Raw genomic sequence first — 26,086 nt, forward strand, 5'->3', positions numbered from 1 at the left:
GAGCACTTATTTTGTGCCTGCATAGCCCATTGCGCTATCAGCAGCGTTTTGCTTTTCGCAACCCATTTCAACCAAAGCACTCCCGGCGATATATTCGTACCGGAGAATTCGCATATGGTTCATCTTGGATCTCCAGCCAGATTTATTGTTTGGGTCAATTGGTGTTGAATGTCAGTGAGTACTGACATTCAACAGTCGATACCTATGCTCATGCAGCGGCGCTGGTCGCCCTGCCATTCATTGCGTGGTTTTTCCGCATGGGAGCTGGTCCGTCAATGCGCGCCAGATCCGGCAACAGGTTCGCAAGGCGATCCGGCAATGCCACCTACGGTGAGGCTGACTGAATGGGTGAGAAGGAAGCGGCAGTTAAACAGAGACTTGCGCGAGACTATCGACCTCAACACCCCTCAACCGGCACAATCACATGGTGAATGCAATAGTCTCATTCCGATACATTGCTTGTCACGGGATGTATGAAATGCGATGTGGCGATGCAGGAGGAGACATGCCTGGAAGGTTCACGCCTTAGTGGGGACCACTCGCTGGTTAATGGGGTACGCGCATGCAAAGGCAAGAAAGTAGCTCTAATCAAGCCCTTCTGTGGTTGCTTACTACGAACTTGGCCGTTTTTATTTACTACTCTGTTTTTTCGCTTCGCTCTTCCAGCGCCCCTCGGGGAGACGGACCTAGAGTGAAAATCTGGGTGGAAAAAGCCATGTCCTCTGATTGGTATGTCCCGACTTGGGATCCTTATTCCAACCTTGGTCAATACGTTTTTTCCGATCCCGAGCGCTACTTTTACCTTCTTGCCGCACCGGTGATCGCTCTGCCAGGGCTTGAAAACTTCAACCTGACATTCAACTTCTTGCTGATCATTTCGGCCTGCGCGACTGCAAGTATGACGTATCTCGTATTTCGGTCGCTTGGTCTAGTTGCCAGCCTCGCCGCGCTGGCAGCAGTTACTTTTGTGAATTCTGATATCATTTACACTCACCTATCCAGCGGTCGACTGAACACAATGACGAACATGTTTTTCATGTTCTTCTCTATCGTGTGTTTTATCCGTTGGAAGGCCACGCACCGCGGGATGTATCTTGCCATGCTTATACTCGGCCTAGGCGTGATAATGGTTTTGAGCGCATATTACATTCTGGTCCCTGCATTCATGTTATTTGTCATGTCGTTCGCAGAGTTTCGACGCAGAGGGCTGGCGTGGATGCCAGCGATATTGAAAGCGGGGGCAGAGATTTTTGTGATCTCCAGCGCGGGCCTGATTGTTTTTGTACCCATATTGGCCCCGCTCGTGTTACACAATATGACAATAGCGGCGCAGGGGTACGATCGGTTGATATCGCTGCCGGATCTCAGCACACTGTTCAATTTATTCCTGCCAATTACCGAGGATCAGAAAGAAGTTCGAAGCCAGGTTAGTTTTCCGCATTTGTCCATATTTCTCATCGTCGGATTGTCCATGTTGCGCCCCCGAATGCTGAGACGTGCAAACGCAAGTTTTTTAGGAATTGCTTTTTGTAGCGCAATCTTTCTGGGTGTTTCGGTAGGCTTTTTCCTACCGCGAGAGCTCTTTCGGGAATACTATGAGAAGATCCCTATCATCTCGCAGCTTCGCCACAGTTTCATTTTCGTTTCCTATGCGAGTTTCGGTCTGATCGCGCTGGCCACATTGGGCCTGCAAGAGAGGTTTTGGAAAAATTGGGAGAAGCCGGCGCTGGTCAAAACTGGATTGGTTTTACTGGTCATCGTTGTCCAGTGCGGGTTCTACCAGCGGGATTTTACCAGTTATCGCCTGACCAATGAACCAGACTATCCCGTGACGAGCGGAATGTCGCAAAAGCTGGCTATGCAACGCACTTACTGTTTCCCCCCGCTCTACTGCCCCCCACGTGGTGTTCCGGAAGCCCGCGGTATTTTGGGGTTTTCCAACAATTTCTTGGAGCAGCAGAAGATCGCTCTTTTTTTGCTGACCGGCAGGACAATGGACGTGGCGCGCCCGCATTGGATCGGCAGAAACAATTGCAGTAATCTGCGTTCTCCGGGGATCGAATTGACGGCATTGCGCTACGCCGTATGCAGAAAGAGTGATGTGCCGCCTGACCCATTCAAGGCGGTTTGGACATCAGCGAATGAACGCGTGATAACTTACGAACATCCATCATCATTACAAGCCTTGCCACGCGCCTTTACCGATTGGACGGTTGGGGCCGTATCGAGCGGGGATGTAAAACCTGCAGCCAATGCTTGGGCGGACGACAAGGTTCTGCTTGAGCAAGATCCTGGCCTGCTCCCCTCGGAAATAGAAGATCCGTTGGTGTACTCCATTGATCGGCTCAGATTGACCGGACCGGTCGCGAACTACAACGTGACTGTCAACAAATCTGCTATCGTGGTGTTCTCTGAACTGGATGCAGATGGATGGACTGCGGCTGTCAATGGTGCACCTGCGCAAATTCTACGTGCATTTGGATCATTTCGCGCTCTGAGTCTGCCGCCTGGAACACACACTGTAGAGTTCTACCATACGGATCCCTATCTGTCGCTCGGCTTAAGAATTTGGATCTTCGGTTTTCCGGTTGTATTGCTTGGCTTCATCGGTGTGATGTTAACAAATCGCAGGTCGCACATGATGCAAAAGTAGTTGAACTTATGGAGCTTGAGGGAAGCTTTGATTACACGTGGAATTGTCCAAATATAGAGAAACACCCCACATGACTCTGAATAAAAAGAAGAAGGTTGCAATTCTCCAATCGAATTACATCCCGTGGAAAGGCTATTTCGACATGATTGCGGCAGTGGATGAGTTCATCCTGTACGATGATATGCAATACACACGTCGCGATTGGCGTAATCGCAACAAGATCAAGACGCCCAATGGGCTGAAATGGCTGACTGTCCCAGTTGTGGCCAAAGGTCGATACCATCAAAAAATTCGTGAGACGCAGATCAACAGCGATGACTGGGCGATAACGCATTGGCGTAGTCTCGAAAACAACTATCGAAAAGCACCTCATTTCGATGAAGTCGCGGAATGGTTAGAACCGATCTACCTGACGAAGAAATTTGATCATCTGTCTGATCTGAACCGTTGTTTCATAGAAGAAATTTGCCGTTTCATTGGTATCAAAACCAAAATCAGCAATTCCTGGGATTACACGCTGCGCGATGGGAAGACCGAACGGCTTGCGGATCTGTGTGGCCAAGCTGGAGGAAATGAATACATCTCTGGCCCAGCCGCACGCGACTATGTTGACGAGGCTGTTTTTCTTGAGGCGGAAATTAAGTTGACCTGGTTCGATTACGCTGGCTACCCAGAGTATCCGCAGATCTGGGGTGAATTCGAACATGGCGTTACAATTCTCGATCTGCTTTGCAACTGCGGGCATGACGCGTCTCGGTTCATGAAGCATGTTTCGTGAAGCGAGACGGTTTTGGTTCTAGCGACCATGGCCTGAGACGCTCACATTCCAAGGCTGATAGACCCGTCCAAAGGCTGCGCACTATAATCCCATGCCGCAAGTTATTGCGACGCCATTACTTGTGAAGTATACGATTTGAAGGGTGTACAAAGTTTCAGTACGGCAGATGAAGGACGTCAATTTGACAATCCGTAAAACGTTGACATGCCCAGCCTGCGAACAGACCGATCTGCTCGAATTGCCTATACCCCATCCAGAAAACTCTATGCTAAGCGATGGGCAGACTCTGAAATGCGTGCTCAGAAAGATGTCCTGTTGCGATTGCGGGCACTGTTTTCACGCAGCGCCGCCGACACAGGAAGATCTGCTAAAGCTTTTTGATGAAAATTACAGCCTTGGTCAGCGGGATCCGTCCGCCGAGGTGCATCGTGCAGAACTCTATGCCGAAGCCATAATGGAGTTTCTTGCGGAAAATAGCATCGCTTGGCCACAACGGTTGGTCGAGATCGGTTGCGGAATGGGTAGCCTTTTGTCATTGCTGGCTGGGCGCTGGAACTGCCAGTCGGCAGCGGGGATCGAACCCAGCCAACAGTTGGCGACCGCGGCACTGACAAAGTGCCCCGAAAACGCTGTGGTGCATCAATGCGCTGCAGAAGACTTGCCGATGCAGGAATTTTGCGGCTTTGATCTGTGCCTATCCGTCAACGTGGCCGAGCATACCTTGGCGCCATCAGAGTTTCTGAGAAAATGCAATTCCACCGTCACGGATGCAGGGCACATTTTGGTCATCTGTCCGGATGGTGAGCAACCAAGTTCGGAGCTGCTTTTTTACGATCACATGTCCAGCTTCACCGATGCGTCCTTGACGTCGTTCGCAAAACAGGCGGGTCTACGCAAAGTGGCCTCCCGTTCCTTGACCGGAGGATTACAGGGGTTCCGTGCCCATCTACTGGATCAAGACAACCAGTTTCCAGAAACTGTATCTTCTTCATATCAGGACCTTTCGAAACAAAGAATAGAATTTCTTGAGCGTTGGTGCCAAGGATGCAGCACGCTAGGCTTGGCTCTGCGAGAAAACGACTACGCGATTTTCGGCACAGGTGAATTCGCGGATCTACTTGCAACATATTGCGCGCCCATTGTTGAGAACGCTACATACTTCGTTGTAGATAATTCGGTTGTGGAAAGTTATCGTGGGAAACCTGTCATCGATACGAAAACCTTCATTTCGCTGGAAGATCTGAAGTTGGTTGCAGCCGTGCATGAACGGAGCTGGCCAGCAGTGCACAAACGATTCAGGTCTTTGGGTGCAGAAATCTTTCATCCCTATTGTCAAAACCCGAAGATGGGATCTTAATGATGCAACTAGATAGATATGGCGTGTTGGAAGGGAAGCCGGACGATACGGCTCTTGATACCATGGATGAAGAGGTCAGGCTGCTCGGGTTCACCACGCTGGATGCAGGTTTGACAGAGACGAAGCTTGACCAATTGTCCGACCTTTTTGATCGCGCAGCAAGCACGTATCGGGTACGTGCCGCAGAGCAAGGGTTGGATCTGAAGAGCATTGCTGAAAACGACACGATCCGGTTACTGCCCAAGGAAGAGCCTGCGTTCTGGGAGATTGTTTTCAACAAGAACCTGCACGTGCTGCTCAATAAACTTCTTGGCGGCTACTATATTCTCAATCAGGTCAATGGGCTGATCAATCGCGGAAATGGAAGTGAATACCATCAAAGCAAGTATCATAGAGACCTGCCCTATCAGCACTTCACGAGTTCGCGACCACTTGCAATTAACGCCCTTTTCGCGCTGGACCCTTTCACACTGGAAAACGGTGCGACACGGGTAATACCAGCCAGTCATCATCGGGAGGCTTTTCCTCCGGGAACCCTCGTGAGTCGTAACGAAAAACAGGTCACGGTTCCGCGCGGAACCTTCATAGTCCTTGACTGCATGGTGTACCACGCAGGCAGCAGTAATCGCTCGAAACGGGACCGGCGTGCGATCAATCATGTCTTCACAATCCCGCTTATCCGCCAACAATTGCATCTGCCATCTACTCTCGGAGAGGAAGTGGAGTTCACGGAAAGCCAACGTCGCACACTTGGATATGGGCTGGAGGAATACCGTTCCGTCGATGAATGGCTGGCATCGCGTGCGGGAATGGCATCCTAATGTCTGTTCGTATCTCCATTGTTACGACGGTCTACAGGTCGGCAGCGACCATAACCGAGTTTATTGAAAGAGCGCTGCAGGCGGCCGATCAAGTCGGGTATGATGCCGAGTTGATCGTTGTCGATGATGGCAGTCCAGACGCCTCTGCTGAAATCGTATGCGATGTAGTGGACAAAGACCCTCGGGTCCGACTGGTGCGGCTCAGCCGGAATTTTGGGCATCACAAGGCGATGCTCACTGGCTTGAAACACGCCAACGGCGATCTGATCTTTCTGATCGACAGCGACCTTGAAGAACCACCAGAGTTGCTTAACGGGATGTCCGAGTTCATGCACAAGACACCGGTGGATTGTTTGTATGGCGTCCAGAAAAAGCGCAAAGGCGGGCGCGTTGAGCAGGTGACGGGGAAAATTTTCTACAGTTTTTTTAATAATTTAAGTGAAGTCGAGCTGCCAAAGAATGTTTCCACCGTACGATTGATGACAAAACGTTACGTTGACTCGCTGCTGGCATTCAAAGACAAGAGCCCCGTGTTCGTACCCTTGTCCCTTCTGGCAGGCTATCCTCAAGCAGCCTATGTTTTTGAAAAATCGGAGAAATCAGAGACCACCTATTCATTGGGTCGGCGCATCGGTCTGATGATTCTCGCAATTACGTCGTTCAGCAGTCGTCCGCTTTTGCTGATGTTTTATCTCAGCTTGATCCTGTGCTTCATGGGACTGCTTTATGGCTTATATGTTGTATTGATGGGCCTTTTCGTCGAAACACGCGGTGGATGGTCGTCACTGATGGCCGTAGTGGTCTTTTTCTTCAGCCTGAATGCAGTTTTCACAGGGCTCATTGGGCTCTATCTGAAACAGGTACTGGAAGAGGTGAAAGACCGTCCGATTACTGTGGTGCAGGAAGTATATGAACGGCGGTCCAACACGGCAGGGTTGGTTCACAACGAAACGGGTGCTTAGTTTCAGTCAGAAGAGCGGCGGTTGCGCCGAAGGAACAGGTAGCTAGAAAACGAAAAGACGAACATGGAAATGAGCTGTGCCACGGTGATGTGCAATCCTAGCTCTTCATAGAGAAGCCAGAGCATGAAGCGGTTGCCGATGAAAATACAAACAAAAGTCAGAAAGACTTTTTTTGTATCCACATGACCTACAAAGTATCTGGCTTGCAGCAAGAAAAGGCAAAACCCGATCACGACGACCACTGAGAGTGAGACGGTGACACCCAATCCCTTGCCAACAAGCCAGGCTAGCAAGACCAAACCAAGCAGGTTCCGCGCAGCACCCGCGAAGAAGTACCCGATCATATCAAGCCGAAAAGAGCCGACCTAGCGACTTTTGATGGGGCTTGAAATTGGCTGGCAAGGAAGCTTTGCCAACGATAATGCCGTTCAGCCGAATCATTCCGGAATTCCTTCATACCGGATCGAGAGCCGAAATCTAATGAAAACTCGGATTGAATTTTCCCGATGACTGTCAACGGTGAGTCAACCACCTCCTTGAAGTCGAAGACGAGGAAGTGCTCGCCCACAAATCGCACCGCTTTCTGGTAATCCACCTTTGAAATGTTCTTCAACGCAATATTTTCAATACTATTGATCGTAAGGTATTTGGAAATGGAGGAGACGAAGTCAGCATACGGCCTGATGATGAAAAAACATGGAATATCTCGCTTAGCAATTTTGTTCAGAGCGCGCTTGTTGAAAATATACTCGGGCGTGAAATCGAGATGGATTTTGTTTTTTGGCAGCGTGCGGAGTTTCAGATTAATCAAGCTATTGGAACGTTCAAAAAGATAACTTTCTTTGATCAAACTGTTTGACACGTTGTCGTAATTTGACAACTCGGTATGCAGAAAGGTGGTTGCCCCCCGCGGTACACCGCCGCATATCAGCAAGTTCATATCCACATCTATGATCTTTCTTTCACCCCAAGACACCGGTAGATCGACACCAACTAGAAGTCGTCGGGAGATCCAAAACGGAACTGCACGTTTTCATGAAACGGCTTCTGTCTCAAGCTGGTTTGCGTGCGATGACTAGTCTTGATCCACCTACTGGGAAGCGCAGCCCGCGTTTGATGCAGGCCAATTCGACACTGAGGCACATCTCGAAGAACTTGTTTAGGGATGGATTGATCTGCATTTCTGCACAAGGATCGTAGCTACCTGTTCTTTTGCGATTGATAAGTCGCGATAGAACCATCGGTGGCAACAATAGCGTGACAAACGAGGTGCTGAGTAAGATATCAAAGCCGGCGCGTTTCAGTTTTCCGCTCAATTCACATGCTGTGTACCTGCGTTTGTGGCATGCGTAGTCGTCTGCGGCGCTCCACATCCATGGGTGTTGGGGCACGCTCGCGATCAGTGTGCCCCCGGATTTTATCGCACCAAAGACCTCGCCAAGAACAGTTTCATCTTCCTTGATATGCTCAAGCACGTCGAAAGCTCCAATGAGATCGAATTCCTCAGAAAATGGGATCTGTCGCGCGTCCATTTGCACAAGTTCAGCAGATGGCAGGCGTTGGCGTGCAAAACTGAGCCCGCTGGTGAAGATTTCACTTCCCATGAACTTCGCGTCGGGAAACTGCCTGGTCAGGCCTGAGAGGACAAAGCCGGTGCCGCATCCTACCTCCAGCATGGATGAGAAGTCGGATGCATAGGTTTCTACGGCCCAGGTGATGATCTTGTTACGTGATCTGAACCAGAAGTTCTCGCCCTCAAGGGCGGCAAGATCGCCAAAATATCCGGCTTTAAACCCGCTGCTTTCACCTGCTAGGGATGGGGCATATGCCGTAAACCCATCAATAATCTGTGGCGTTTCATGGCATTGGTCGCAAACCTGCAGGTTTGAATTGTAGATTTGAGAGCAATGCAAGCACTTCTTCATCGGAGTTTTCCTCGGGCCGGATGTACTGTCGCGCCCGCCACGCATAACCGACCGCGATTACTTCGTCCACGAGGATTTCGGCCGAGCCAGTTGGCCTCTCAGGATGCGCCCGCCCAGTGCGTTTAAGCGTTGTTTGCTGTTCTGAAAAGACCGCATCGCCCATGGACTTTCTCAACCGCCGCGCGCAATCTAGAGGTTATTAATAGTTCTGGACCCGGTCACTGCCGTCGCGTCTGGTCCGTACGTCCGACAACACACGCAAAACGAGAGTTTTAATGACCGACGATGTGACGCAAGCCACCCGGAAGATAATACCCTTTAATTGGCCGCATATGACCGGAAAAGAACTGCACTATGTCGCGCAGGCACATAATAACGGTCGCCTCGCCGGTGACGGCCCGTTTACGAAAAAGTGCCACGGCTGGCTAGAAGATTGTATTGGATGTAAAAAATCACTTCTGACGCACTCTTGTACCGCTGCATTGGAGATGTCCGCACTGCTGCTCGACATACAGCCCGGTGATGAAATCATCATGCCGTCATACACATTTGTATCAACAGCTAATGCGTTCGTGTTGCGCGGGGGTGTGCCGGTTTTCGTGGATATTCGCAATGACACACTTAATCTGAACGAAAACCTGATTGAAGCTGCGATCACATCAAAAACCCGCGCGATCGTTCCGGTACATTATGCGGGTGTTTCGTGCGAGATGGATAGAATTCTGGAAATTGCGCGCCACCATGGCTTGCCAGTGGTAGAGGATGCCGCTCAGGGCCTCATGTCGACCTACAAGGGTAGACCGCTCGGCAGCCTGGGTAGCCTTGGGACCCTAAGCTTTCATGAGACGAAGAACCTGATTTCCGGGGAAGGTGGCGCTTTACTTGTCAATGATGAAACGTTGGTGGAACGGGCGGAGGTCATCCGCGAAAAGGGCACCAACAGGAGCCAATTTTTTAGAGGTCAAGTTGACAAGTACACTTGGCAGGAGGTTGGATCGTCTTTCCTGCCCGGCGAACTCGTGGCGGCGTTTCTTTGGGGGCAATTGGGGGACGCGGAAAAGATCACTTCGAACCGGCTTGAGAGTTGGCAAACCTATCATCGGATACTCGCGCCCCTTGAACAGAATGAGCTGTTACGCCGACCGGTCGTTCCCGACCATTGTTCACACAATGCACATATGTATTATGTTTTGGTCTCCCCGCAGGTTGATCGGGCAAAGGTTCTGAAGCGCCTCAAGGAATGCGGGGTGGATGCTGTATTTCACTATATTCCATTGCACTCGGCGCCAGCAGGGCGAAAGTTCTCCCGCACTAACGGTCCACTGCCGGTCACCGACCGTGTTTCTGACACATTGATCCGGTTGCCGCTCTGGTACGATCTTGAAGAGACTGCCCAGGAGAAGGTAGCTGAAATTCTTTCAGAGTTTTCTTTCAAAGCCATTGTTTGACTACCGCTTGCCAAGCTTCAAATACAGAAATGTGGGTTCACGATCCGTGATTATGTAAGGATGGCGAGACCAAAACCGGTCCTGCCGAAGCCGTTTCCATTGTAAAACATGTATCTTTCTCCCTGATGTTCTAGCACAAATGGGTACTCGATCATGTCGCTGTCCCATCCATCGGGCGAAACGTCGATGCCTGCGTCTTTCAGGGCCACCTCCCATGTTTGACCATCCATACAACGGGCATAGCCAATCCTGTACGGCGTGTTCTTGCTACCGCGGTAGGAAAACCACATTTGGCCTGTTCCGTCATTGTTCCAGACAACGCTGGGGCGCGAAAAGGCCTGCGCAATGTCTTCTGAATAGGGTACTGCAATACCCCTGCGCTCCCAGGCATGACCGTCGTGCGATGTCGCATGTTTTATAACGTGCAGCATTTCGCCGTTTCCGCTCGTCCAAGAAATTGTGGAGCCGTACCACATGTCATATCCACCACCCCGCGCAGGCAGAACCCAAGGGTAAGATAGGCTGAGGGGATCTTTGTCGTTTGATGCTAGAAGTGGCTCAGCCCCGCATAGGGTGAGGTCGAGATCATCGCTGACGCGCAGTTTCCCGATGTCGCCACGCCAATGCGCATTTTCAGGGGCTTGCCACCCCATGAACAACATGAATGTCTGCCCATCCGCACGATAGCAATTACCGATACTCACTCCGTCGGCGAAAAAACTGCCCTGAGGTCCGTGTTCGAAAATGGGCTTGTTGTACACCTCAAGTACATCTCGGCGCTTGATGTCGAAATCCAGTGCACCGACTGAGGATCGGTTGTGATCGTCCCTGCTGCTGAAAAACACGCGATACACGTCCCCTTCCATGTGGACAGGGAGTGGGTTTGCCGCGTGGGATCGCAACTTCGGGTGCAAGACGTTCTCGGCAGAATAGATCTGTCCGAGTTTGCGCCACACCGGCATCAGATGTTCCGCAGCCGTGTACTCGGAACACGCGACCTCTCCGCCTGCGATGCCAGATAAACGCCTCCCGGCTCAGCATTGCCTAGCAGTAAGGATCCAGCGCCCAGGACACATTTGTCTCCGACGTCAATATGATCTCGCAGCGTTGCATTTACGCCAATGAAGCATTGTTCTCCAATCGTTACGCCGCCGGATACGACGACGTGCGAAGAGATGAACGTGTGATCGCCAATGTGCGAATGATGACCGATGTGGTTTCCGCTCCATAATGTCACGTTGTTCCCGATGCGGCAAAAGGGCTGAACCGTGTTGTCTTCTAGGATAAAGCAATTCTCTCCAATCTGCCCATCATTCAGGACAGATGCATGTGAGCTTATGTAGCTTGCGATCCCGTATCCCATGTCGCGTGCGGCCAAGTACTTTTCCTTTCGAACCGCGTTGAGCTTTGCATAGCTCAGTGCCACGAACATATCGAAGTCGTCCGACGGGAACTCTTCTTGAATATCTTCCACCGCCACAACGGGCAATCCAGCAAAACGGTTCTCTTTTAGGTACGCGCCATCAACCGTGAAGCCCGCAACGTCATAAGCTGAATCCTGCGTGAAATAATAATGAGCAAGCTCGGCAATGTCGCCGGCGCCAAAAATAATTAGTTTCTTCATTGTTTCATTTTCTCACCAAGATCGTGAATTCATAAAGGCCGTAGTCATGAAGCAACGCGACGTTCCTAGAGTACTTTTGCTTGCATAGATCGAATAACCAACAGGGATCCGCGTAAAATAGATCAGCGCGTTTCTTGGAGGTGTCAGAGTACGAGGTTAGGCAATTAAACGCGAAGCCTCTAGTGGTGTTCGCGTCCATCGTATCGAGTGTGTCTTCTATTAGGGCTTTCCATTCAGAATCTGATCGGTTCTGTTTCACATTAAATATGCCACTTGCAATTGCGTAATCCGCAAAGGTCTCGGGAGTCGAGGAATGAACAAAATGCGCATTGGGCTCCTTCGCGTAACGACGTTTTGCCTCCACAATCATCTCTTCACTCACGTCCAGTCCAGTGTAAGACGCCGAAAAGCCCCGCAGGGCGAGGTAATCTAACAAGGCGCCGTATCCGCAACCAAGATCAAGCAGTGAGAATTCGTCTTTGGTAGATGGCAAGATCAGGCACAGTTGTTCGAACCGCAATTCCTGGCTCGTACGGCCGTTCCAATCGACGCCTTTTGGCGTCTGACCATATTTTCTGATTTTTTCGCTATAATAGCGAGTAACTTCGGCGAGGATTTCGCTATTTCTGTTTTCCATCGGTTCGGCCTTAGTTACTGCAGCGACAGAGCCCGATTGTATAGTCGCGGTTATGGCCCCGTTTGCTGAACAGACTTGCATCAAATTCGGACAGTCCACAAGTTGTCTGAATGAGGGCGAATATTTGTAATCCCGTATGGTTTTCTGCGTATCAGAACAAAGCTTGCATTGTTGACCGTATCCGCCGTACCAAACCAGTTCGCGGGCATCTGTTCAAAGCTGCCAATATGGGCCCCTGCCGCGAATTTTGGCATGTTGCCTTACTTGATTTGAACCCAATTTTGCTGGGAGTGGCGCGAACCGCTCAGATGCAGTACATGCAACATTTCATATTGTTTCGCTTTGGGACGTGATCTAACAATGCGTCGAATTTCAAAAAGTTTGTTTTACCAAAACAAAGGCAGATATTGGTATTTTCTGCACACATTTGAATTTTACGAATGAACGGCTTGTCTTGCTCTGGCCGGAGGGTCGACGATCATTTGAGCAATTCTTGCGTGGTACATTGTCGCTTACGAACGTCCGGAGTTGTCACGTTAATGCAGGCCGCAAAATGAAGCGCCATTCCCAAACTCTTATGCGGACTTCGTGACCACGTTCCAAACGTCAAACGCCTCCAATCGGTGGTATCTGATTGTTAAGGCGGAACGACGACGCGCCAGGACAGAGAAGCAGTTTCGAAGGGCTGAGTGGATCGATACGAAGCGCTGTAAGCTACTCGGCGATCGATAACGCTGCATCGCTTTTTCTCGCTTTCGATACGGCAGACGGCTGTTCTCATCTCGGTTGTTGAAGCGATGATGTTTGAAAGGATTGCTCCGCGTTATGAAAATCTCGCTCGCCGATCAAAGCATAGCGCAAGCTCCATCAGCCATTAATGCGACATGACCCTCTACTTTGGTGCCGGTCCGCACGACTCGTGAACAGGATAAGTCGATGCGCGTATCGTTGACGCAATAAATGAACGATCAAATGCGTTTTTGAAGCATCGTCGCCTCTTTCAATGCGTCTTGTGATGCAGGTGTTCCCAATTTTTCGAGTAGCCAAAGAGAGATATCGGACGATTCCCGATCAAGCCACAGTGGTGACTTCTTTAGGAAAGGATATCCCAATTCAAAGATCGAGAAATAGGCCAGTGCATAGCCAGCGCCCTGACGGGCAGCAGCAGTCAAAATAAACCCAGTCAATTCTTTTCGTGACAACGTATCTATTTGAGAAAGCAGTTCTTTTTTTACGGCTTTTAGCCGAGCGTCCTCTGGTATGATCACTTTTGACGCAATTTCCGCGAGCCGGTCGTCCGAAAGACTGTCAAGGTAGTCATTCAGATGTGCTACACCCAATGTTTCGCCATGGGTAAACCCATGTTTCAAAACCCAGGCTGTCAATCCGATTTCACCGCGCCGCACGGTTCTTTTTTTCTTACTGGTCAATGGAAAATGCTTCCAGAACCGCACAAAGCCCGGATAATGCAGTATATTTTCGCCAAAACTGAGTGCAAAAGAGCAGTAGTGGAAATTCTTGTGGTCGGTGTGATAGTCGAAATTGAGGTCTCTAAAGTTCTCGGCTTCAACCCTGGGCATACCGTAATTGGATACTGCACCCGAAAAGTCAACATTCAAGCTGTCTATATCCTCCAGCCAATCGGTTTGTGAGCTGACAGGAAACCATACGGAATCGTTGATCAGGACAAGCTGCTTCGTCTGGCTTAGTGTCTGCTCAAGTGCAAGAATTCCGTCTCTGTATCCTCCGAAGTCATATCCGAAATTTGGCCTTTCGATGTAGCAATGGCACAACGTCAGCAGTTTTTCCTCATCTGTTGAACTTAGCGGTACGTTGGACACAACAGTAACGCTCAATCCCTTCGACAACAGATAATTTAGGCTTCTTATGTGTGTTGGTAGCAAGCCATTTATCGGGAAGATAAGATACACTGCCCGTCGCGCCGAATCGCGCCGTTGGCCCGACAGCACGCGCCGTTTTTTGGATAGAAACAGGTCGTAATAAAGCGACCCGAAAACGAAGCTTATGGCGTCAGTGGGCAATTCCACCATATTTTGGACCAGCCGTTTCAGTTCGCGCTTGAATTTCCAAGGCTGCAGCATGCTTGAGCTTCCAGTTCGTCTTACATCGCTTAACTAATCCGAAAGGATGTATTCGGAAGCCGTTTAGAGCGGTTCAACCTAATATTGCAAGGGTTGCTTTGTTGCTTGCCGGTTCTGGCTTTAGGTGAACCAGCCCCACCTATTCTTCGCGTTTGCCCTGTTCTCGGTTTTTGAACCATTGCCACGTCTTACGAATTCCATCATCCAGCTTCACCTGCGGGGCGAAATCCAGCACCTCTCGCGCCTTATCGATCAGACCGTAGGTGTGGCGGATTTCGCCAGGTCGCCAGTCTTCGTAGCGCACGTTAAAGGTGATGCGGTCCTCGCCAGCCACGTCGCGCAGGATGGCGATCAGGTCATCCAGAGGCGTGGGAATGCCCGTGCCAAGCTGAATTACGCCGACCGCGCTGCGATCGATGCAGGCAAGGATGCCCTGGCAAAGGTCGTCCACATAGATGTAGTCCCTTGCCTGGCTGCCGTCGCCGTAGATAAGCAGATCCTCTTGGTTGAGGATTTGCTTAATAAAATGCGCCACGACACTGCCCTTGTGGAACGATCGCGGCCCATAGACATTGGTAAAACGCAGCGAGGCCGCTTGCATGTCATAGCTACCGGCATAAGCCGAAAGATAGCCTTCACACGCGAGTTTTGAGGCCCCGTAGGGAGAGATGGGTTTGGGCACCATGCTTTCATGAACAGGCGGGTCGACTTCGCCCAAAATAGCACCTCCGGTTGACGCGTTAACCAGCCGATTCACACCCGCATTGCGCATTGCCTCGATCAGGTTAAACGTACCGATCACGTTGTTCTCAAAATTGAATTTCGGGTTTTCAATAGAGGGGATGACGCGCGTATCGGCCGCAAGATGTACTACCGCGTCCACGCCGTCGAGTGCCTTCTCAACTGTGGCAGCATCGCGGATGTCGCCCTCGATCAGATCAACATCCAGGCCTTCGAGATGCCCTGGGTTTCCTAGTACCATATTGTCCAGGATCCGCACTTTGTATCCGTTCAACCTTGCAAAATGGCTCAGGTTTACACCGACAAATCCGCACCCACCGGTCACAAGTATCTGCATGTTATTTTCCAGTTATTTTCGCGCCCCTGTACGACGCGCGGTCACAAAGATAAAGAGGCAAGCCGTGTCCTGCGTGTCGTTTCGTAAGAAAGGGTTGTAGTACCTACACACCGAGAGATGGTCGCAACGATTGGACGAGCATCAGTCGTCCCAACTGGTCGACTAAAAGGCCAGGTTGACACTTTTAAGGAGGTCTTCTACCCAGAGCCACAATTTATCAGAGTTAATAGGAAGGCGCAAATTCAATGAAGGTTATCATTCTAGGCGGTGATGGGTTTTGCGGTTGGCCTACGGCTTTGTATCTTTCTCGCAAGGGACACGAAGTAATCATCGTAGATAACCTGTCGCGTCGGAAAATCGACGTCGAACTCGAAGTATCTTCTTTGACGCCAATCCGCTCGCTTGGCGAAAGGGTTGACGCCTGGAAGGAGTTGACGGGCAAGGATATTCGGGTCGAAAACTTCACTGTGGGTGAGAATTACCACCGCATGATGACAATGATCCGTGAAGAAGAACCTGATGCGATCATACATTTCGCTGAGCAGCGCGCTGCCCCTTACTCTATGAAATCCGCCGCTCATAAGCGTTACACTGTAAACAACAACCTTAACGCCACCAATGACGTGCTGGCAGCGATTGTGGAAAGTGGCGTCGATACGCATTTGGTCCATCTGGGCACGATGGGCGTCTACGGTTACGGTACGGCGGGAATGCAAATCCCCGAAGGATACCTAGAGGTTCAGGTTGAAACCTCGGAGGGTCCGCACAAGCAGGAAATCCTGTATCCGGCTAATCCCGGCTCTATATATCATATGACCAAGACTCAGGATCAGCTGTTTTTCCACTTCTACAACAAGAACGACAAAATCCGGATCACCGACCTGCACCAGGGCATCGTCTGGGGCACCCAGACGGAAGAGACCAAGATGGACGAGCGTCTCATCAATCGGTTTGATTATGACGGCGATTACGGAACCGTTCTGAACAGATTCCTGATGCAGGCTGCCGTTAACTATCCGCTAACCGTGCATGGTACCGGTGGCCAGACACGCGCCTTCATACACATTCAGGACACTTGTCGCTGCATCGAGTTGGCGTTGACCAACCCGCCGCAGAAAGGCGAGCGCGTAAACATCCTCAACCAGATGACCGAAACGCACCGCGTGCGTGATCTGGCCAAGATGATCGCCGATCAAACTGACGCGGAAATCGCCTATGTCGAGAACCCTCGCCAAGAGGCCGACGAAAACGATCTGCACGTGGCCAATGCCCGGTTTCTGGGCCTCGGACTGGAACCGATCACGTTGGAAGTCGCGCTCCTTGATGAAGTGACCGAAATTGCGCGCAAATATGCGGGCAACTGCGACCGCAGCAAAATCCCCTGCGTCTCAAAGTGGACCTGAACAGGGGGAGCGGCAAAAGCGCCCGCTTTCGCCATTCTTTAACACCAGTTGCACGGAGCGGGCGATATCGTGCGCGCCTGTTTCTCGATGGAAATTCGAGACGGCGCGCCCATACCTATATGGCATGAAACGGAGTTTCGGCGTGGCACTGAACCCTAATATCATAGAACTTTTCAGGCGTCTCCCGATGTGCAGTGGTCGGGTACTGACCCTCGGGGAGCAGAAAGTGAACTTCTCTTCGCGCGATCTGGCGCGCATGCTCGGAAGCCGGGACATCCGAAAGAAGTTGACCCAAGAGGATGTGTTCCTGGCTCTTGGCTTCGATGTGGTCGAAAGCCTGGATGTTTCGGATTATGAAGGCTCGCATCACATTTTTGATCTCAACGCTCCCACGGCCCCGGACCACCTGTTGAACCGATATGACATGGTATTCACCGGTGGCACTTTGGAACACGTATTCCACATCTCTCGAGCTTTGCAGCACGCGGCATCCTTTGTTCGGCCGGGCGGTTGCCTTGTACACCTGTCCCCTGCGAACAACTGGATGCAGCACGGCTTTTACCAACCGGGACCCGAATGGATATCCGCCTATTTTCAACAAAACGGATGGCAGATTCACATCTCAGCGATCATCGACGTATTGGAAAAGACCCATTGGATCGTGCAGCCCCCGCGTCATTCGTTACAGGGCATACGGCAAATGCTCTATGGTGTGGGAATACGCGCTGAAGAGGCCACGATTGACACTGCGCCCGTGCAGAACCTCTACATTCGCAAACATGAATCCTCCGAGACGGAAACTTGTTTTGACCAATTTCCGCCGCTCGAACTTCACAACGGAGAAGTGATTATCACAACCGATTAGGACTCTATCGGTTCGCCGTTCCGCTCGTTATTGCACGTTTCTGCGATGGGTTTTCTGGATACGCCGCACCGCCGCCACATAGGCCAAATTGAGCGGCTTTCTTTTCCAGATATCTTCCCATTTTTCGTCGGCCTGGGCGATGCGGTCGACATCCTCGATGCTGTCGATCCCCAACGGCAGGGCCTTTAGAGCCAGATCCTCCACTGACAGGCTGCGGGTCTTGCCTTCGGCGAGTCGGTTGAGCCTGAGCACCGCTAACCATTCTTCGAACGACCAAGGGCGTTTCAGCATGATACGGTACCACCGTTGTTGCCGCTCCATTGCATCCTGAAGGGTTGTCAAATTGCGCATGCGAGACGGAAGCGCCGACAGGGAAAGCTGTTGCATGTGGTTCAGACTGAGCTGTTGATTGGTTGTCTGGATCTTGTTTGCCAGAAGCAACCGGCGAAGCGGATAGGAGGGCGACTGGATCAAACCCCGCGCCACAAGATACTGCGCGCTGGCCTGGTTCAGCGCAAGGCTGTCCTTCTTGACATCTTCCAGCACGATATGTGTGGGGATGATCTCGACCTTCTCGCCGTCTTGGATCGCGCTGAACACAAAACTGTGCTCGACACCGTCCACCCCGAAGATATCCGTAAACCCGCCTCGCCGGTCGAATATCTCCGCCCGCATTGCGATCATCGAGCTGCCCATTTTGGCACGGTCGACAAAGCCCGCAGCAAGATCCGCCCCAACGGGGACCTGATGAATGCACTTTTGCGTCGTGAGGTCGATTTTATCGAAGAAACAGGTGAAGACCGATGCGTCCGAGTGCGCGAATGCCTGACGATAGGCCCCGGAAGCCTCTGGGTAAATCGTGTGGATATCACTTCGAGCGAAAACAAGCGCGGCGCTCGTAGCATGGCTACGCGCGAGGTTGAATGCCTCGCCAAGGGAACGCTCGTTGGCGCCAACCACATCGAGTGAAACGCCTTCCGGCGCGCTCAGGGCCGCCTTGAGTTCGGCAAATGCCTGGCTACTCTCACCATACTCGTGTACGGCAACGACGATTTGATCGGGCCGCTCCGCAGCCTCCGCTACCAATGCATCGATTGCTTGTTGCGCGGCTTCGGCCTGACCCCGATGCAGGAGACATACGCTCAGTGATGTTGCTGCGCCGCTGCCTGTAGGCCGCGCACTTCCGGAATAGTTGATCTCGTCGATGATCTCTACGGCACTGGTGGTTTCGAACCGAGCGGCAAGAAATTCGTGAAAAGCGTTCCAAACCCGCAAGTTTTCGGTATTGTCGAAGCTGCAGCGCGCCACCCGCGCGCCTTTTCGAAGCGCAACCTCCAGGCCGTTTGCCAGCTCGCGCGGCCGTGCTGGCACCAGTGTCTCGGCCTGATGCTCGGAGGCGACCAATTCAGGCGTGCCGCCCGAATCTGAGGCAATAAACGGGATTTTGTAGATCAGCGCCTCGTAGACGGCCATAGTGGAATTCTCGATCAGCGATGGCATGACAGCGATGCGGTTCGTCGCGGTCAGATAGCTGATGACCTGAAGCTGATTGAATCCCGTATGTACTTCGATCTCGAACGGCCAATTAGCCGCACGCTGTTCGAGAAACTGAAGACTGTTCATATCGGGATGCGACAGCAGCGCGCCTGGTTTACCGAGAAAACTGACCTTGGAGGGTGCTTTGCCCCGCGCCACCAGGTAGTCCAACGCTTCGCAGAAGACCTCCAGCCCCTTGCGCGTCTCCAGTCGTCCAAAAAAGGCCAGCTCGTCACAGTGCACAACGTCGCCCGGCTCTACGGCTGGGCGTTTGTCTTCGATGTCCAGATGCGCCAACTCGATCACATTGGGTTGCACGAAAACGCGCCCTGCGGGCAGTGTGTAACCCGTATTTTCCATGAAGCGCAGAAGATGCGCGCTGCCGCCGATGACGACGTCGCCATTTTCCACGCACATCTGTTCGGGATACATCACACTGAAGGTCTGCTGGTCGCTCAAGAACTGCATCTGATAATGCCGGTTCCAGACATGCGGTGAGGACGTTTTGACGAGGAAAACTGTATTCTGGAAGGCCAGACCCTGCTTCTTGGCAAGGAGCGCATAATAACAGCCACCGCGCCATTCCGATGTATGTATGACATCGAAATCCGGTTGCGTTTGCAGCCAACAATAGGCCGTGTAATGCTTGGTTTGCCAAAACGTCCCTGAGCAGCGCGCATTGACCGGGGGCATGGGCACCAACGTTACGCCGTCCTTGGCATACCACTCGATCCAGTATTCGATGGAGTGATCCTCTACCTGACGGCCCTTCAGATAGAGAACGCTGACATCATGCCCCGCCTTAGCAAGCATCTTGGCGAGATACATGTAGGTCGAACTGATGCCACCATTGCGAACCGGCCCGAAGATCTCCTCAGTGACGATGCAAACCCGTAGCCTACGGGTTGGTTTCTCCACCGTCTTGAACCCTGAAAGATCCGGGAATGGCTTGACCTCGAAATCGTCCGTTTGCAAAGCATCAAATCCTTTACGTCTGGCAGCTTTACAAAGGGCTTAAGGCAATAACTTGTGCAAGAAAAGAGCGGTTGTTGAGATTCCACAGAACCTTTTCAAGAGGCCAGTTCGTTGGAGATTCGATCTGTTTGGCTTTCCTCTTGCGCAGAAAGCGGTTTTTGCTATCTGTACGCGTCAAATAAATTCCGCAATCGATTTTAATGACACCCGGTAACGCTAGATGGGAAACCACTTGAAACGCTTCATGATTGTAAGCAAGCAGCGATCAGGAACGAACCATTTCGTTTCCTTGCTGAAATCCCATCCGCAGATTGCATGCTTTGGGGAAGTTTTCCGAGACGGTTACAACGTACCCGAACTCATCGGCGAGGCGTTCGCCCATTATGCGCCTACCGAGGCTCGTAAAACCGATCCCGACAGGTTTCTTGACGATCTTGAAGAATTCGTGAAAACCGACGCGTATGTGAAATTCGCCGCACACCTGAAAGATGGTTCATTCCTGGATCCTGCTGCGTATCAGCATTACGCTTCATATGTGAATAGCGACATAGACGTGCTTGGTTTTAAGGTTTTTCCAAAACAGTTCCTACCTGTTACCCAGGTTGCGCACCGCGCTGGTCTGCAGATCATCCGTCTGGTCCGGACCAACCTTCTGGCCATTTACTCAAGTTCCCAGATCGCCAAGCTGACCGGACAAGGGACCGCACTGGTACACCAGGAAGTGCAGCGCAGCAAACTTGATTTCGATGCCAAGCATTTCGAGCGCTTCATAACCGCTCTGAACGCTAAAGATGACGATGTGAACAAAGCACTCCAGATCATCCCTGAGGATCGTATCTTTGAGATGGAGTATTCCGACCTTGGGTCGGAAAGAGTCCTTGAGAACCTTTTGAACTTTCTGGGAGTGGAGCCGCGCCAGATGACCTCGCTCACACAGAAGCGCAATCCGTCGCGCATTGTCGATCGGTTCAACAATCCGGGTACAGTAATGGCCTATCTCGAGCAGCATCAGCTGACTACTTGGGCGGAGGAATAAACCACAACTCTGCCGAAAAACCCAATTGAGCGGTGGTTCCGCCAGTATCCAAACAGACAATGCAACAATAAGCGGACACTTACGGGGCATCATATGAAAAGCACGAAAAATATTAAGAACCGCGTCGAAATCAATAAAAATGTCGAGGTCCTGTTAGAGCAATTTGAAATAAAGTCATTTCTCGAAATTGGTCTTGGCCCTATGCTTCGACCCTCGCGCCTGAAGGCAATCGACCGGCTCGGCATACGCTTTACTGGTCTTGATTTTCAGGAGGTTTGCGATACGCATGATGCCGAGCGCGACCGCCTTGAAATCCCGAAGGATCGAATGCGCTATATCGGCAATCACACCGGGACATATCTCTACAATCTCATACGTCTCAAGCGCGAAGGTGCGAAGTTCGACTTAATCTATCTTGACGGTCACCACACGATGTATGTTGATTTTGCAGCCGCAATGGCATGTATTCCCCTGCTTAACCCCGGTGGCTTTATTGCGTTCGATGATGTGACTTGGAACCTTGCCGAAAAAGAAAAAAGTCTGTCGAACAGCGAATTCTACAAGGACATGTACGATTTTGATATCTACACGCCCGAAGAGAAGGCAGAGGCACATATTGGTGTAATCGCCAACGAATACTTCCGTGACGGTTTTGGCTTCGAGGAGGATGCCGAATTTTCCGCCGAAAACTGGAAGCTTCTCAGGGCTCCCCGGGCCATATGGAATATTCCGCGCTGGGGTCAGAAATGGACCTTGAAAAGTTTGTGGGCGTGGACCCGCAACAGATGACCTCCTTCAGTGATAAAGGAATTACTCCTTTCGCAGATCGTAGCGCGGTCCAACTTTCCGATTGAAAGCGATAAAGAGTGATGCAAGGTTTTCGGTCGCCGGGCAACTTGCAGCGGTTCACTACAATCCATCCGCTATTGGAAACTGATTCTCCGCCTCAACCCGTCGTCGTTCCTCCCTAACAATCCGATACTTCAGAATGGAGACATTCGACGCTTGGAACGTGGTATCAAAAGCCGGATGAGAACTTGAAAATAAGAGTTTCGTCTGCGAACTACTCTAACACGACAGCTCCAAAGAAACCGTTGATGATAAAACCAATCCGCGGTCGCGTCGCCCGTTTCCACACAAGTTCCACCTACGAAAGATGTGGGATCCGGATATCAAAGAAGTCTATGAGACTGCCAATAGATTCTTAGTTTGCAAAACAGCAAGCACCAATGTCGCAAACCCATTCAGTGCAAGTAGCCTTCAAAGTCGAATTGTGGTGGACCGCTTAAAGCCTGCTATCAATGCATACGAAGATGCTCTGCTTCGCTAAATCGCCCCTGTTGCTGTTTTGGATGGAACTTTTCTGTGGCATTTTCGGCGGCGCCTCAGTGCCGCGAAACCTGCCAAGCCGGTCAAAATAAGTACGCCGCCCGCCGGCAATGGCACAGCACTGATTTTTATAGCATACGCGTAGGGCCGAACCTCATCCTGCCAATGATAGGATTGAACGGGGGCAGAGGGCGGAACAGTATACCTGTAGACATCTGCTTCTTGAGCCAAACCATCAATCGTGAATGCGAAAAGCGGCCCTTCGAGAGTGTTTGTGGCGCTGTTCGGGTACATTCCCAAACCGGTGTTTACAGCAGCAGAGAATTTTATCGCGCGGTCGCGCGCGATCTGGAATTCCGGCCTCCACCATGTCTGCGATCTAAGCAAAACTGATGACTCTTCAAATGTCGTGTCGAGGGTCGTAACAGCCCACTCGGCCCCGTCCACATTTACGCGCACTGTCGCTGCGTAAGCAGAAGCGGCAGACAGGGCCATTGCGACCATAGATGCTTTTACAAGAGTTTTGATATTCATAGTATTCATCCCCCAATTTGTCACCACGAAAACGCTAGCGGGGGCCATTCTCGACGACAAAAAGACCACCGGCGAACGCACTTAAATTATGGTGAACAAACCTCGTTCAGTAAAGAAAAATACAAGGCGCCAAGATCAATTCGGTATTGCCAAGCTGTTTACCATAGACCGCGCCCGGGATATCAGCTGCGTTCCGCCGTTTTTGAGCAAGGATATCAAGCACGTCTCTGGCCGCGTCGATGGCACTCCATAGCCAGCACTTCTAACAGCGGATCGTGATGACAGCTTTGTCCAAATGCCAGTTACGGTTTGGCCGAAGCCGATCACGGCGAACGCATGTAGCGAAGTACGAACCGATGCGCTTGATCCACAACCGGATGCGTTCTTGGCTGACGATGATCCCTCTCCGCGAGAGGATCCTCAACATCTGCCATACTCAAGGCGAAGCGTTGCTATGTTCAAACCTGGTAGGCAATGATGTCTCGCAGGTAACGATAGCCTTTCAGGCGCACTAAGTTAGCTGGCATATTCGTGCTGAGCAATTAGGGTTGATCGCTCATTCAATTAACTTGGCAAAACCTTTGCTGAGCGTGTTCAATCTTCCAGAACTTAGAATTGCAATTGGAAAAGAGGATGGCGTGGCGCAGTCGCATAAAGTCCGAAGGTATGCGATTTGGCGACGACGACACGCCGGGTTTCTTGAACCGCGCTGTCCGGAAATTCGGCGGCAGCGCATTGCTGCCGCCAATTTTTTTAGAAAGTGGGCAGCTCAGGCAAAGGTTGGCCCAACCACTTAAGCGAAATCTCATTCAATGTGCCGTTCAGTTTCTTGTGCATGATCCAAACATTGACCCATTGCAGCAAATCAATTTCGCCTTTTTCAACACCGATAAACGACGCACCATATTTCGAGATGTATTTGGTTGATAGATCAAGACCGGGGTTTGCTTCGGACAGGGCTGCGGCGACCACGTTTGACGTGATAATGGCATCCACTTGCCCGGCCACATAGGCCGCCTGTGTTGCAGCGTTATCACCAAAACGCAGGATCTCTGTGCCTTCGGGTGCGTCTTCTGTCACCTGAATGTCTTCGATGGTCCCACCGGTAAGGCCAATTTTCAGGCCCGCCAAGTCATCGATACTTTCGACTGCCAGATCGGCTTTGCCGAATGCGCCGGTGTAAAACGGCGCATAAGCCGCTGAGAACCAGATGGATTTCGCCCGCTCAGGGTTTGCGCCCAGAGTCGAGATGACCAGATCAAGTTTGTCGGTCTCGAGAAACGGGATGCGTTGTTTTGAGACGATCGGGATGATCTCAACCTCGACGCCAAGGTCTTCAGCAATAAGGTTGGCGACATCGATGTCGTAGCCGACATGCTCGCCTTCATCATTCAGCGATCCAAACGGTGGAAAGCTTTCGGGCACGCCGATTTTAATGACACCTGCGTCAAGAATGTCAGACAAGTCGGCAAACGCCGGTCCGGTAAACGGCAGTGTAATCAAAGCAGCCATGGCAAGGGATTTTAAGATCTTCATATTCATTTCCTCTTTGGTTTTCAGGCGGTAGTAACGACGGGTTCCCTCGGTTTGGTGCCGAGGCTCTTTTCCAGATGGCGCGACCAAAGCGTCAATGGGTAACAAAGCGAAAAGTAGATCAGCGCCATTACGGGAAAGATGATGAAGGGTTCGGACCCAGGCACGGTGGCATTCGCCCAGCGTTTGCCTATTGCCATAAGGTCGTGGAACCCAATGATGTAAGCCAGCGACGTACCTTTTATGATCTGCACCATGAAGCTGACGGTCGGTGCTAACGCGGCGCGTACGGCTTGCGGCATGATGACCTTTTGCAGCGAGCGGAAGAAAGAGAGCCCCACGGCGCGGGCTGCTTCCCACTGGCCTGATGGGACACTTTCAAGGGCGCCGCGCCAGACGTCGGCCATGAATGCCGAAGAATGCAAGGTCAATGAGATAACGGCCGCTGTCCATGGGCTGATGTCCAGCCCCAAGAATCTTGGCGCTCCCAAGCCTGTAAGGAACAGAAGCATCAAAAGCGGCGTTGACTGAAACAGCCAGACAAACGCGGTCGCGCTGCGCTGAACGGCTTTGTTTGGAAGAATGCGCAGAAGTGTCAGGAGCCCGCCAAAAGTCGCGCCACCGGCAAAGGCAATGAGTGACAGGTAAATTGTGAACTGACTGGCTTCGATCAGCTGAAACAGGATGATGCCTTCGGGCTTACCAAAGAGGGCTGTGAGCGTGTCCTTCATCGAACAAATTTCCAATGCATGCTTATGCGCTCAACTTTGGACAACACGGTTTTGAAGATCAGGGACATGAGAATGTAGAGGATGGTCAGAGTCAGAAAGACTTCGAAGCTGCGAAAGGTGCGGCTGTCGATGAAAACGCCTGCATAGGTCAAATCCTTGACGCTGATCTCGGAAATGATCCCAGTGGTCAGAAACAGAAATACAAACTGCGCACTCAGAGCCGGGAACATATTGCTCATTGCTTGCGGCAGCAAAACGCGCCGCAGCACGACAAAGCGCGACAAGCCAAGCGCATTGGCTGCCTCGCTTTGATTGGCGTCAACCGATTTCAACCCGGCCCAAATGATCTCTGCGAAATAGGCAGAAAAATTCAGCGACAGGGCAAGTAAAGCATGCGCCCAAAATGGCCATTGATATCCCAAAAGCTGCGGCAGGCCAAAGGCGACGAAAAACATTTGAACGACAAGCGGCGTGTTCCGCACAAAATCGACATAGCCCGCTGCAATCAAGCCTAAGATCTTGACGCGTTCAAACCGGGTGATCGCCAGCAAAACCCCAAAGACAAATCCAATGGCCCCACCGGCAATTGTCAAACCAGCTGACGTGGCAACGCCCTGTGCCAAAAGCCAAAGATACTCGGCATTTCGATATATCTCGAAAAAACGCAATTCCATTCTGACAGCAGTCCCCCGGCCTCTCCTCAATGCCTAGGCTGTTGGTCTTGTGCGAGGTCAACGCGAAGATGCCCGCTTTTGCGGC

General features: G+C 51.4%; 23 protein-coding genes and 1 pseudogene. 10 read left to right on the plus strand and 14 right to left on the minus strand.

Going from position 1 to position 26,086, the window contains the following annotated elements; all coding sequences use genetic code 11:
• Nucleotides 1–715: 715 nt before the first annotated feature.
• The 5 genes from AB8B75_RS00955 to AB8B75_RS00975 all read left to right on the plus strand — a co-directional run bounded on the left by AB8B75_RS00955 (nucleotide 716) and on the right by AB8B75_RS00975 (nucleotide 6,571).
• Complete coding sequence (locus AB8B75_RS00955; RefSeq protein WP_405359120.1) at nucleotides 716–2,653, plus strand: hypothetical protein; 1,938 nt, start codon at nucleotides 716–718, stop codon at nucleotides 2,651–2,653.
• A gap of 70 nt (nucleotides 2,654–2,723) precedes the next feature.
• Nucleotides 2,724–3,431, plus strand: coding sequence for a WbqC family protein (locus tag AB8B75_RS00960; RefSeq protein ID WP_405359122.1), 708 nt, complete (start codon nucleotides 2,724–2,726; stop codon nucleotides 3,429–3,431).
• 181 nt (nucleotides 3,432–3,612) lie between these two features.
• Entirely contained in the window at nucleotides 3,613–4,788 is a 1,176-nt protein-coding gene (locus AB8B75_RS00965; RefSeq protein ID WP_405359124.1) for a class I SAM-dependent methyltransferase, read from the plus strand.
• Nucleotides 4,789–4,790: 2 nt separating this feature from the next.
• Nucleotides 4,791–5,609: a phytanoyl-CoA dioxygenase family protein gene (locus AB8B75_RS00970; RefSeq protein ID WP_405359126.1), complete on the plus strand. Its 819-nt coding sequence runs from the start codon at nucleotides 4,791–4,793 to the stop codon at nucleotides 5,607–5,609.
• A complete protein-coding gene (locus AB8B75_RS00975; RefSeq protein ID WP_405359128.1) occupies nucleotides 5,609–6,571 on the plus strand; it encodes a glycosyltransferase family 2 protein in 963 nt (320 codons plus the stop codon). Before AB8B75_RS00970 ends, AB8B75_RS00975 begins: the two co-directional genes overlap by 1 nt.
• 2 nt (nucleotides 6,572–6,573) lie before the next feature.
• Here the strand turns inward: AB8B75_RS00975 and AB8B75_RS00980 are convergent, their stop codons facing one another.
• The 3 genes from AB8B75_RS00980 to AB8B75_RS00990 form a co-directional block, all read right to left on the minus strand.
• Nucleotides 6,574–6,915, minus strand: coding sequence for a hypothetical protein (locus AB8B75_RS00980; protein ID WP_405359130.1), 342 nt, complete (start codon nucleotides 6,913–6,915; stop codon nucleotides 6,574–6,576).
• Nucleotides 6,912–7,511 (minus strand): hypothetical protein, encoded by a 600-nt coding sequence (locus tag AB8B75_RS00985; protein ID WP_405359132.1) that lies wholly within the window; start codon nucleotides 7,509–7,511, stop codon nucleotides 6,912–6,914. The genes AB8B75_RS00980 and AB8B75_RS00985 overlap by 4 nt, the downstream gene beginning before the upstream one ends.
• 112 nt (nucleotides 7,512–7,623) lie before the next feature.
• Nucleotides 7,624–8,496 (minus strand): class I SAM-dependent methyltransferase, encoded by an 873-nt coding sequence (locus tag AB8B75_RS00990; RefSeq protein WP_405359134.1) that lies wholly within the window; start codon nucleotides 8,494–8,496, stop codon nucleotides 7,624–7,626.
• 275 nt (nucleotides 8,497–8,771) lie between these two features.
• On the opposite strand from AB8B75_RS00990, the gene rffA reads away from it, so the two are divergent.
• Nucleotides 8,772–9,944, plus strand: a complete 1,173-nt coding sequence (gene rffA / locus AB8B75_RS00995; RefSeq protein WP_405359136.1) for a dTDP-4-amino-4,6-dideoxygalactose transaminase — start codon at nucleotides 8,772–8,774, stop codon at nucleotides 9,942–9,944.
• A 50-nt stretch (nucleotides 9,945–9,994) separates the two neighbouring features.
• Here rffA and AB8B75_RS01000 read toward each other — a convergent pair whose 3' ends face one another.
• From AB8B75_RS01000 to AB8B75_RS01020, 5 genes are all read right to left on the minus strand, one after another.
• Nucleotides 9,995–10,906 carry a hypothetical protein gene (locus AB8B75_RS01000; protein WP_405359138.1) on the minus strand — a complete coding sequence of 304 codons (912 nt, stop codon included), beginning with the start codon at nucleotides 10,904–10,906 and terminating at the stop codon, nucleotides 9,995–9,997.
• A complete protein-coding gene (locus AB8B75_RS01005) occupies nucleotides 10,906–11,568 on the minus strand; it encodes an acetyltransferase (protein WP_405359140.1) in 663 nt (220 codons plus the stop codon). The genes AB8B75_RS01000 and AB8B75_RS01005 overlap by 1 nt, the downstream gene beginning before the upstream one ends.
• A gap of 4 nt (nucleotides 11,569–11,572) precedes the next feature.
• Entirely contained in the window at nucleotides 11,573–12,205 is a 633-nt protein-coding gene (locus AB8B75_RS01010) for a class I SAM-dependent methyltransferase (RefSeq protein ID WP_405359142.1), read from the minus strand.
• Nucleotides 12,206–13,173: 968 nt separating this feature from the next.
• The gene (locus AB8B75_RS01015) at nucleotides 13,174–14,136 is read right to left on the minus strand and encodes a rhamnan synthesis F family protein (protein WP_405359144.1); all 963 of its coding nucleotides are present in this window, start codon (nucleotides 14,134–14,136) and stop codon (nucleotides 13,174–13,176) included.
• A gap of 310 nt (nucleotides 14,137–14,446) precedes the next feature.
• The gene (locus tag AB8B75_RS01020) at nucleotides 14,447–15,385 is read right to left on the minus strand and encodes an NAD-dependent epimerase/dehydratase family protein (RefSeq protein ID WP_405359146.1); all 939 of its coding nucleotides are present in this window, start codon (nucleotides 15,383–15,385) and stop codon (nucleotides 14,447–14,449) included.
• Nucleotides 15,386–15,630: 245 nt separating this feature from the next.
• Here AB8B75_RS01020 and AB8B75_RS01025 point away from each other — a divergent pair, with 245 nt between their 5' ends.
• The gene (locus AB8B75_RS01025) at nucleotides 15,631–16,788 is read left to right on the plus strand and encodes an NAD-dependent epimerase/dehydratase family protein (RefSeq protein ID WP_405359148.1); all 1,158 of its coding nucleotides are present in this window, start codon (nucleotides 15,631–15,633) and stop codon (nucleotides 16,786–16,788) included.
• A gap of 226 nt (nucleotides 16,789–17,014) precedes the next feature.
• Nucleotides 17,015–17,653, plus strand: a complete 639-nt coding sequence (locus AB8B75_RS01030; RefSeq protein ID WP_405359150.1) for a class I SAM-dependent methyltransferase — start codon at nucleotides 17,015–17,017, stop codon at nucleotides 17,651–17,653.
• Between the two features lie 27 nt (nucleotides 17,654–17,680).
• Here the strand turns inward: AB8B75_RS01030 and AB8B75_RS01035 are convergent, their stop codons facing one another.
• Nucleotides 17,681–20,164 (minus strand): glycosyltransferase family 4 protein, encoded by a 2,484-nt coding sequence (locus AB8B75_RS01035; protein ID WP_405359151.1) that lies wholly within the window; start codon nucleotides 20,162–20,164, stop codon nucleotides 17,681–17,683.
• Between the two features lie 232 nt (nucleotides 20,165–20,396).
• Between AB8B75_RS01035 and AB8B75_RS01040 the strand changes: the two genes are divergently transcribed.
• Together AB8B75_RS01040 and AB8B75_RS01045 are read left to right on the plus strand one after the other, a co-directional pair.
• Nucleotides 20,397–21,200, plus strand: a complete 804-nt coding sequence (locus AB8B75_RS01040; protein ID WP_405359153.1) for a sulfotransferase — start codon at nucleotides 20,397–20,399, stop codon at nucleotides 21,198–21,200.
• Nucleotides 21,201–21,293: 93 nt separating this feature from the next.
• Nucleotides 21,294–21,989 (plus strand): class I SAM-dependent methyltransferase, encoded by a 696-nt coding sequence (locus AB8B75_RS01045; protein ID WP_405359155.1) that lies wholly within the window; start codon nucleotides 21,294–21,296, stop codon nucleotides 21,987–21,989.
• A gap of 537 nt (nucleotides 21,990–22,526) precedes the next feature.
• On the opposite strand, the gene AB8B75_RS01050 is transcribed toward AB8B75_RS01045, so the two are convergent.
• The 5 genes and pseudogenes from AB8B75_RS01050 to AB8B75_RS01070 all read right to left on the minus strand — a co-directional run bounded on the left by AB8B75_RS01050 (nucleotide 22,527) and on the right by AB8B75_RS01070 (nucleotide 26,001).
• Nucleotides 22,527–23,063, minus strand: a complete 537-nt coding sequence (locus AB8B75_RS01050; RefSeq protein ID WP_405359157.1) for a VPLPA-CTERM sorting domain-containing protein — start codon at nucleotides 23,061–23,063, stop codon at nucleotides 22,527–22,529.
• A gap of 187 nt (nucleotides 23,064–23,250) precedes the next feature.
• Nucleotides 23,251–23,590, minus strand: a pseudogene (locus AB8B75_RS01055) (IS6 family transposase); the annotation flags it as partial.
• A 226-nt stretch (nucleotides 23,591–23,816) separates the two neighbouring features.
• Nucleotides 23,817–24,599, minus strand: a complete 783-nt coding sequence (locus tag AB8B75_RS01060) for a transporter substrate-binding domain-containing protein (protein ID WP_405359159.1) — start codon at nucleotides 24,597–24,599, stop codon at nucleotides 23,817–23,819.
• A 20-nt stretch (nucleotides 24,600–24,619) separates the two neighbouring features.
• The gene (locus tag AB8B75_RS01065; RefSeq protein ID WP_405359161.1) at nucleotides 24,620–25,327 is read right to left on the minus strand and encodes an amino acid ABC transporter permease; all 708 of its coding nucleotides are present in this window, start codon (nucleotides 25,325–25,327) and stop codon (nucleotides 24,620–24,622) included.
• On the minus strand, nucleotides 25,324–26,001 hold the full coding sequence (locus AB8B75_RS01070; protein WP_405359163.1) for an amino acid ABC transporter permease: 678 nt from the start codon (nucleotides 25,999–26,001) through the stop codon (nucleotides 25,324–25,326). The genes AB8B75_RS01065 and AB8B75_RS01070 overlap by 4 nt, the downstream gene beginning before the upstream one ends.
• Nucleotides 26,002–26,086 lie beyond the last annotated feature (85 nt).

This window comes from Roseobacter sp. (assembly GCF_045106495.1).
In the GTDB taxonomy this organism is placed as follows: domain Bacteria; phylum Pseudomonadota; class Alphaproteobacteria; order Rhodobacterales; family Rhodobacteraceae; genus Roseobacter.

Bases quoted from the DNA above. Each gene is read 5' to 3' on its own strand.
- AB8B75_RS01050 (WP_405359157.1), bottom strand. From the start codon at position 23,063: ATGAATATCAAAACTCTTGTAAAAGCATCTATGGTCGCAATGGCCCTG.
- AB8B75_RS01025 (WP_405359148.1), top strand. From the start codon at position 15,631: ATGAAGGTTATCATTCTAGGCGGTGATGGGTTTTGCGGTTGGCCTACG.
- AB8B75_RS01020 (WP_405359146.1), bottom strand. From the start codon at position 15,385: ATGCAGATACTTGTGACCGGTGGGTGCGGATTTGTCGGTGTAAACCTG.
- AB8B75_RS01045 (WP_405359155.1), top strand. From the start codon at position 21,294: ATGAAAAGCACGAAAAATATTAAGAACCGCGTCGAAATCAATAAAAAT.
- AB8B75_RS01005 (WP_405359140.1), bottom strand. From the start codon at position 11,568: ATGAAGAAACTAATTATTTTTGGCGCCGGCGACATTGCCGAGCTTGCT.
- AB8B75_RS00960 (WP_405359122.1), top strand. From the start codon at position 2,724: ATGACTCTGAATAAAAAGAAGAAGGTTGCAATTCTCCAATCGAATTAC.
- AB8B75_RS00990 (WP_405359134.1), bottom strand. From the start codon at position 8,496: ATGAAGAAGTGCTTGCATTGCTCTCAAATCTACAATTCAAACCTGCAG.
- AB8B75_RS00980 (WP_405359130.1), bottom strand. From the start codon at position 6,915: ATGATCGGGTACTTCTTCGCGGGTGCTGCGCGGAACCTGCTTGGTTTG.
- AB8B75_RS01000 (WP_405359138.1), bottom strand. From the start codon at position 10,906: ATGCCGGTGTGGCGCAAACTCGGACAGATCTATTCTGCCGAGAACGTC.
- AB8B75_RS00975 (WP_405359128.1), top strand. From the start codon at position 5,609: ATGTCTGTTCGTATCTCCATTGTTACGACGGTCTACAGGTCGGCAGCG.
- AB8B75_RS00955 (WP_405359120.1), top strand. From the start codon at position 716: ATGTCCTCTGATTGGTATGTCCCGACTTGGGATCCTTATTCCAACCTT.
- AB8B75_RS00970 (WP_405359126.1), top strand. From the start codon at position 4,791: ATGCAACTAGATAGATATGGCGTGTTGGAAGGGAAGCCGGACGATACG.
- AB8B75_RS01070 (WP_405359163.1), bottom strand. From the start codon at position 26,001: ATGGAATTGCGTTTTTTCGAGATATATCGAAATGCCGAGTATCTTTGG.
- AB8B75_RS01060 (WP_405359159.1), bottom strand. From the start codon at position 24,599: ATGAAGATCTTAAAATCCCTTGCCATGGCTGCTTTGATTACACTGCCG.
- AB8B75_RS01010 (WP_405359142.1), bottom strand. From the start codon at position 12,205: ATGGAAAACAGAAATAGCGAAATCCTCGCCGAAGTTACTCGCTATTAT.
- AB8B75_RS00985 (WP_405359132.1), bottom strand. From the start codon at position 7,511: ATGAACTTGCTGATATGCGGCGGTGTACCGCGGGGGGCAACCACCTTT.
- rffA (WP_405359136.1), top strand. From the start codon at position 8,772: ATGACCGACGATGTGACGCAAGCCACCCGGAAGATAATACCCTTTAAT.
- AB8B75_RS01065 (WP_405359161.1), bottom strand. From the start codon at position 25,327: ATGAAGGACACGCTCACAGCCCTCTTTGGTAAGCCCGAAGGCATCATC.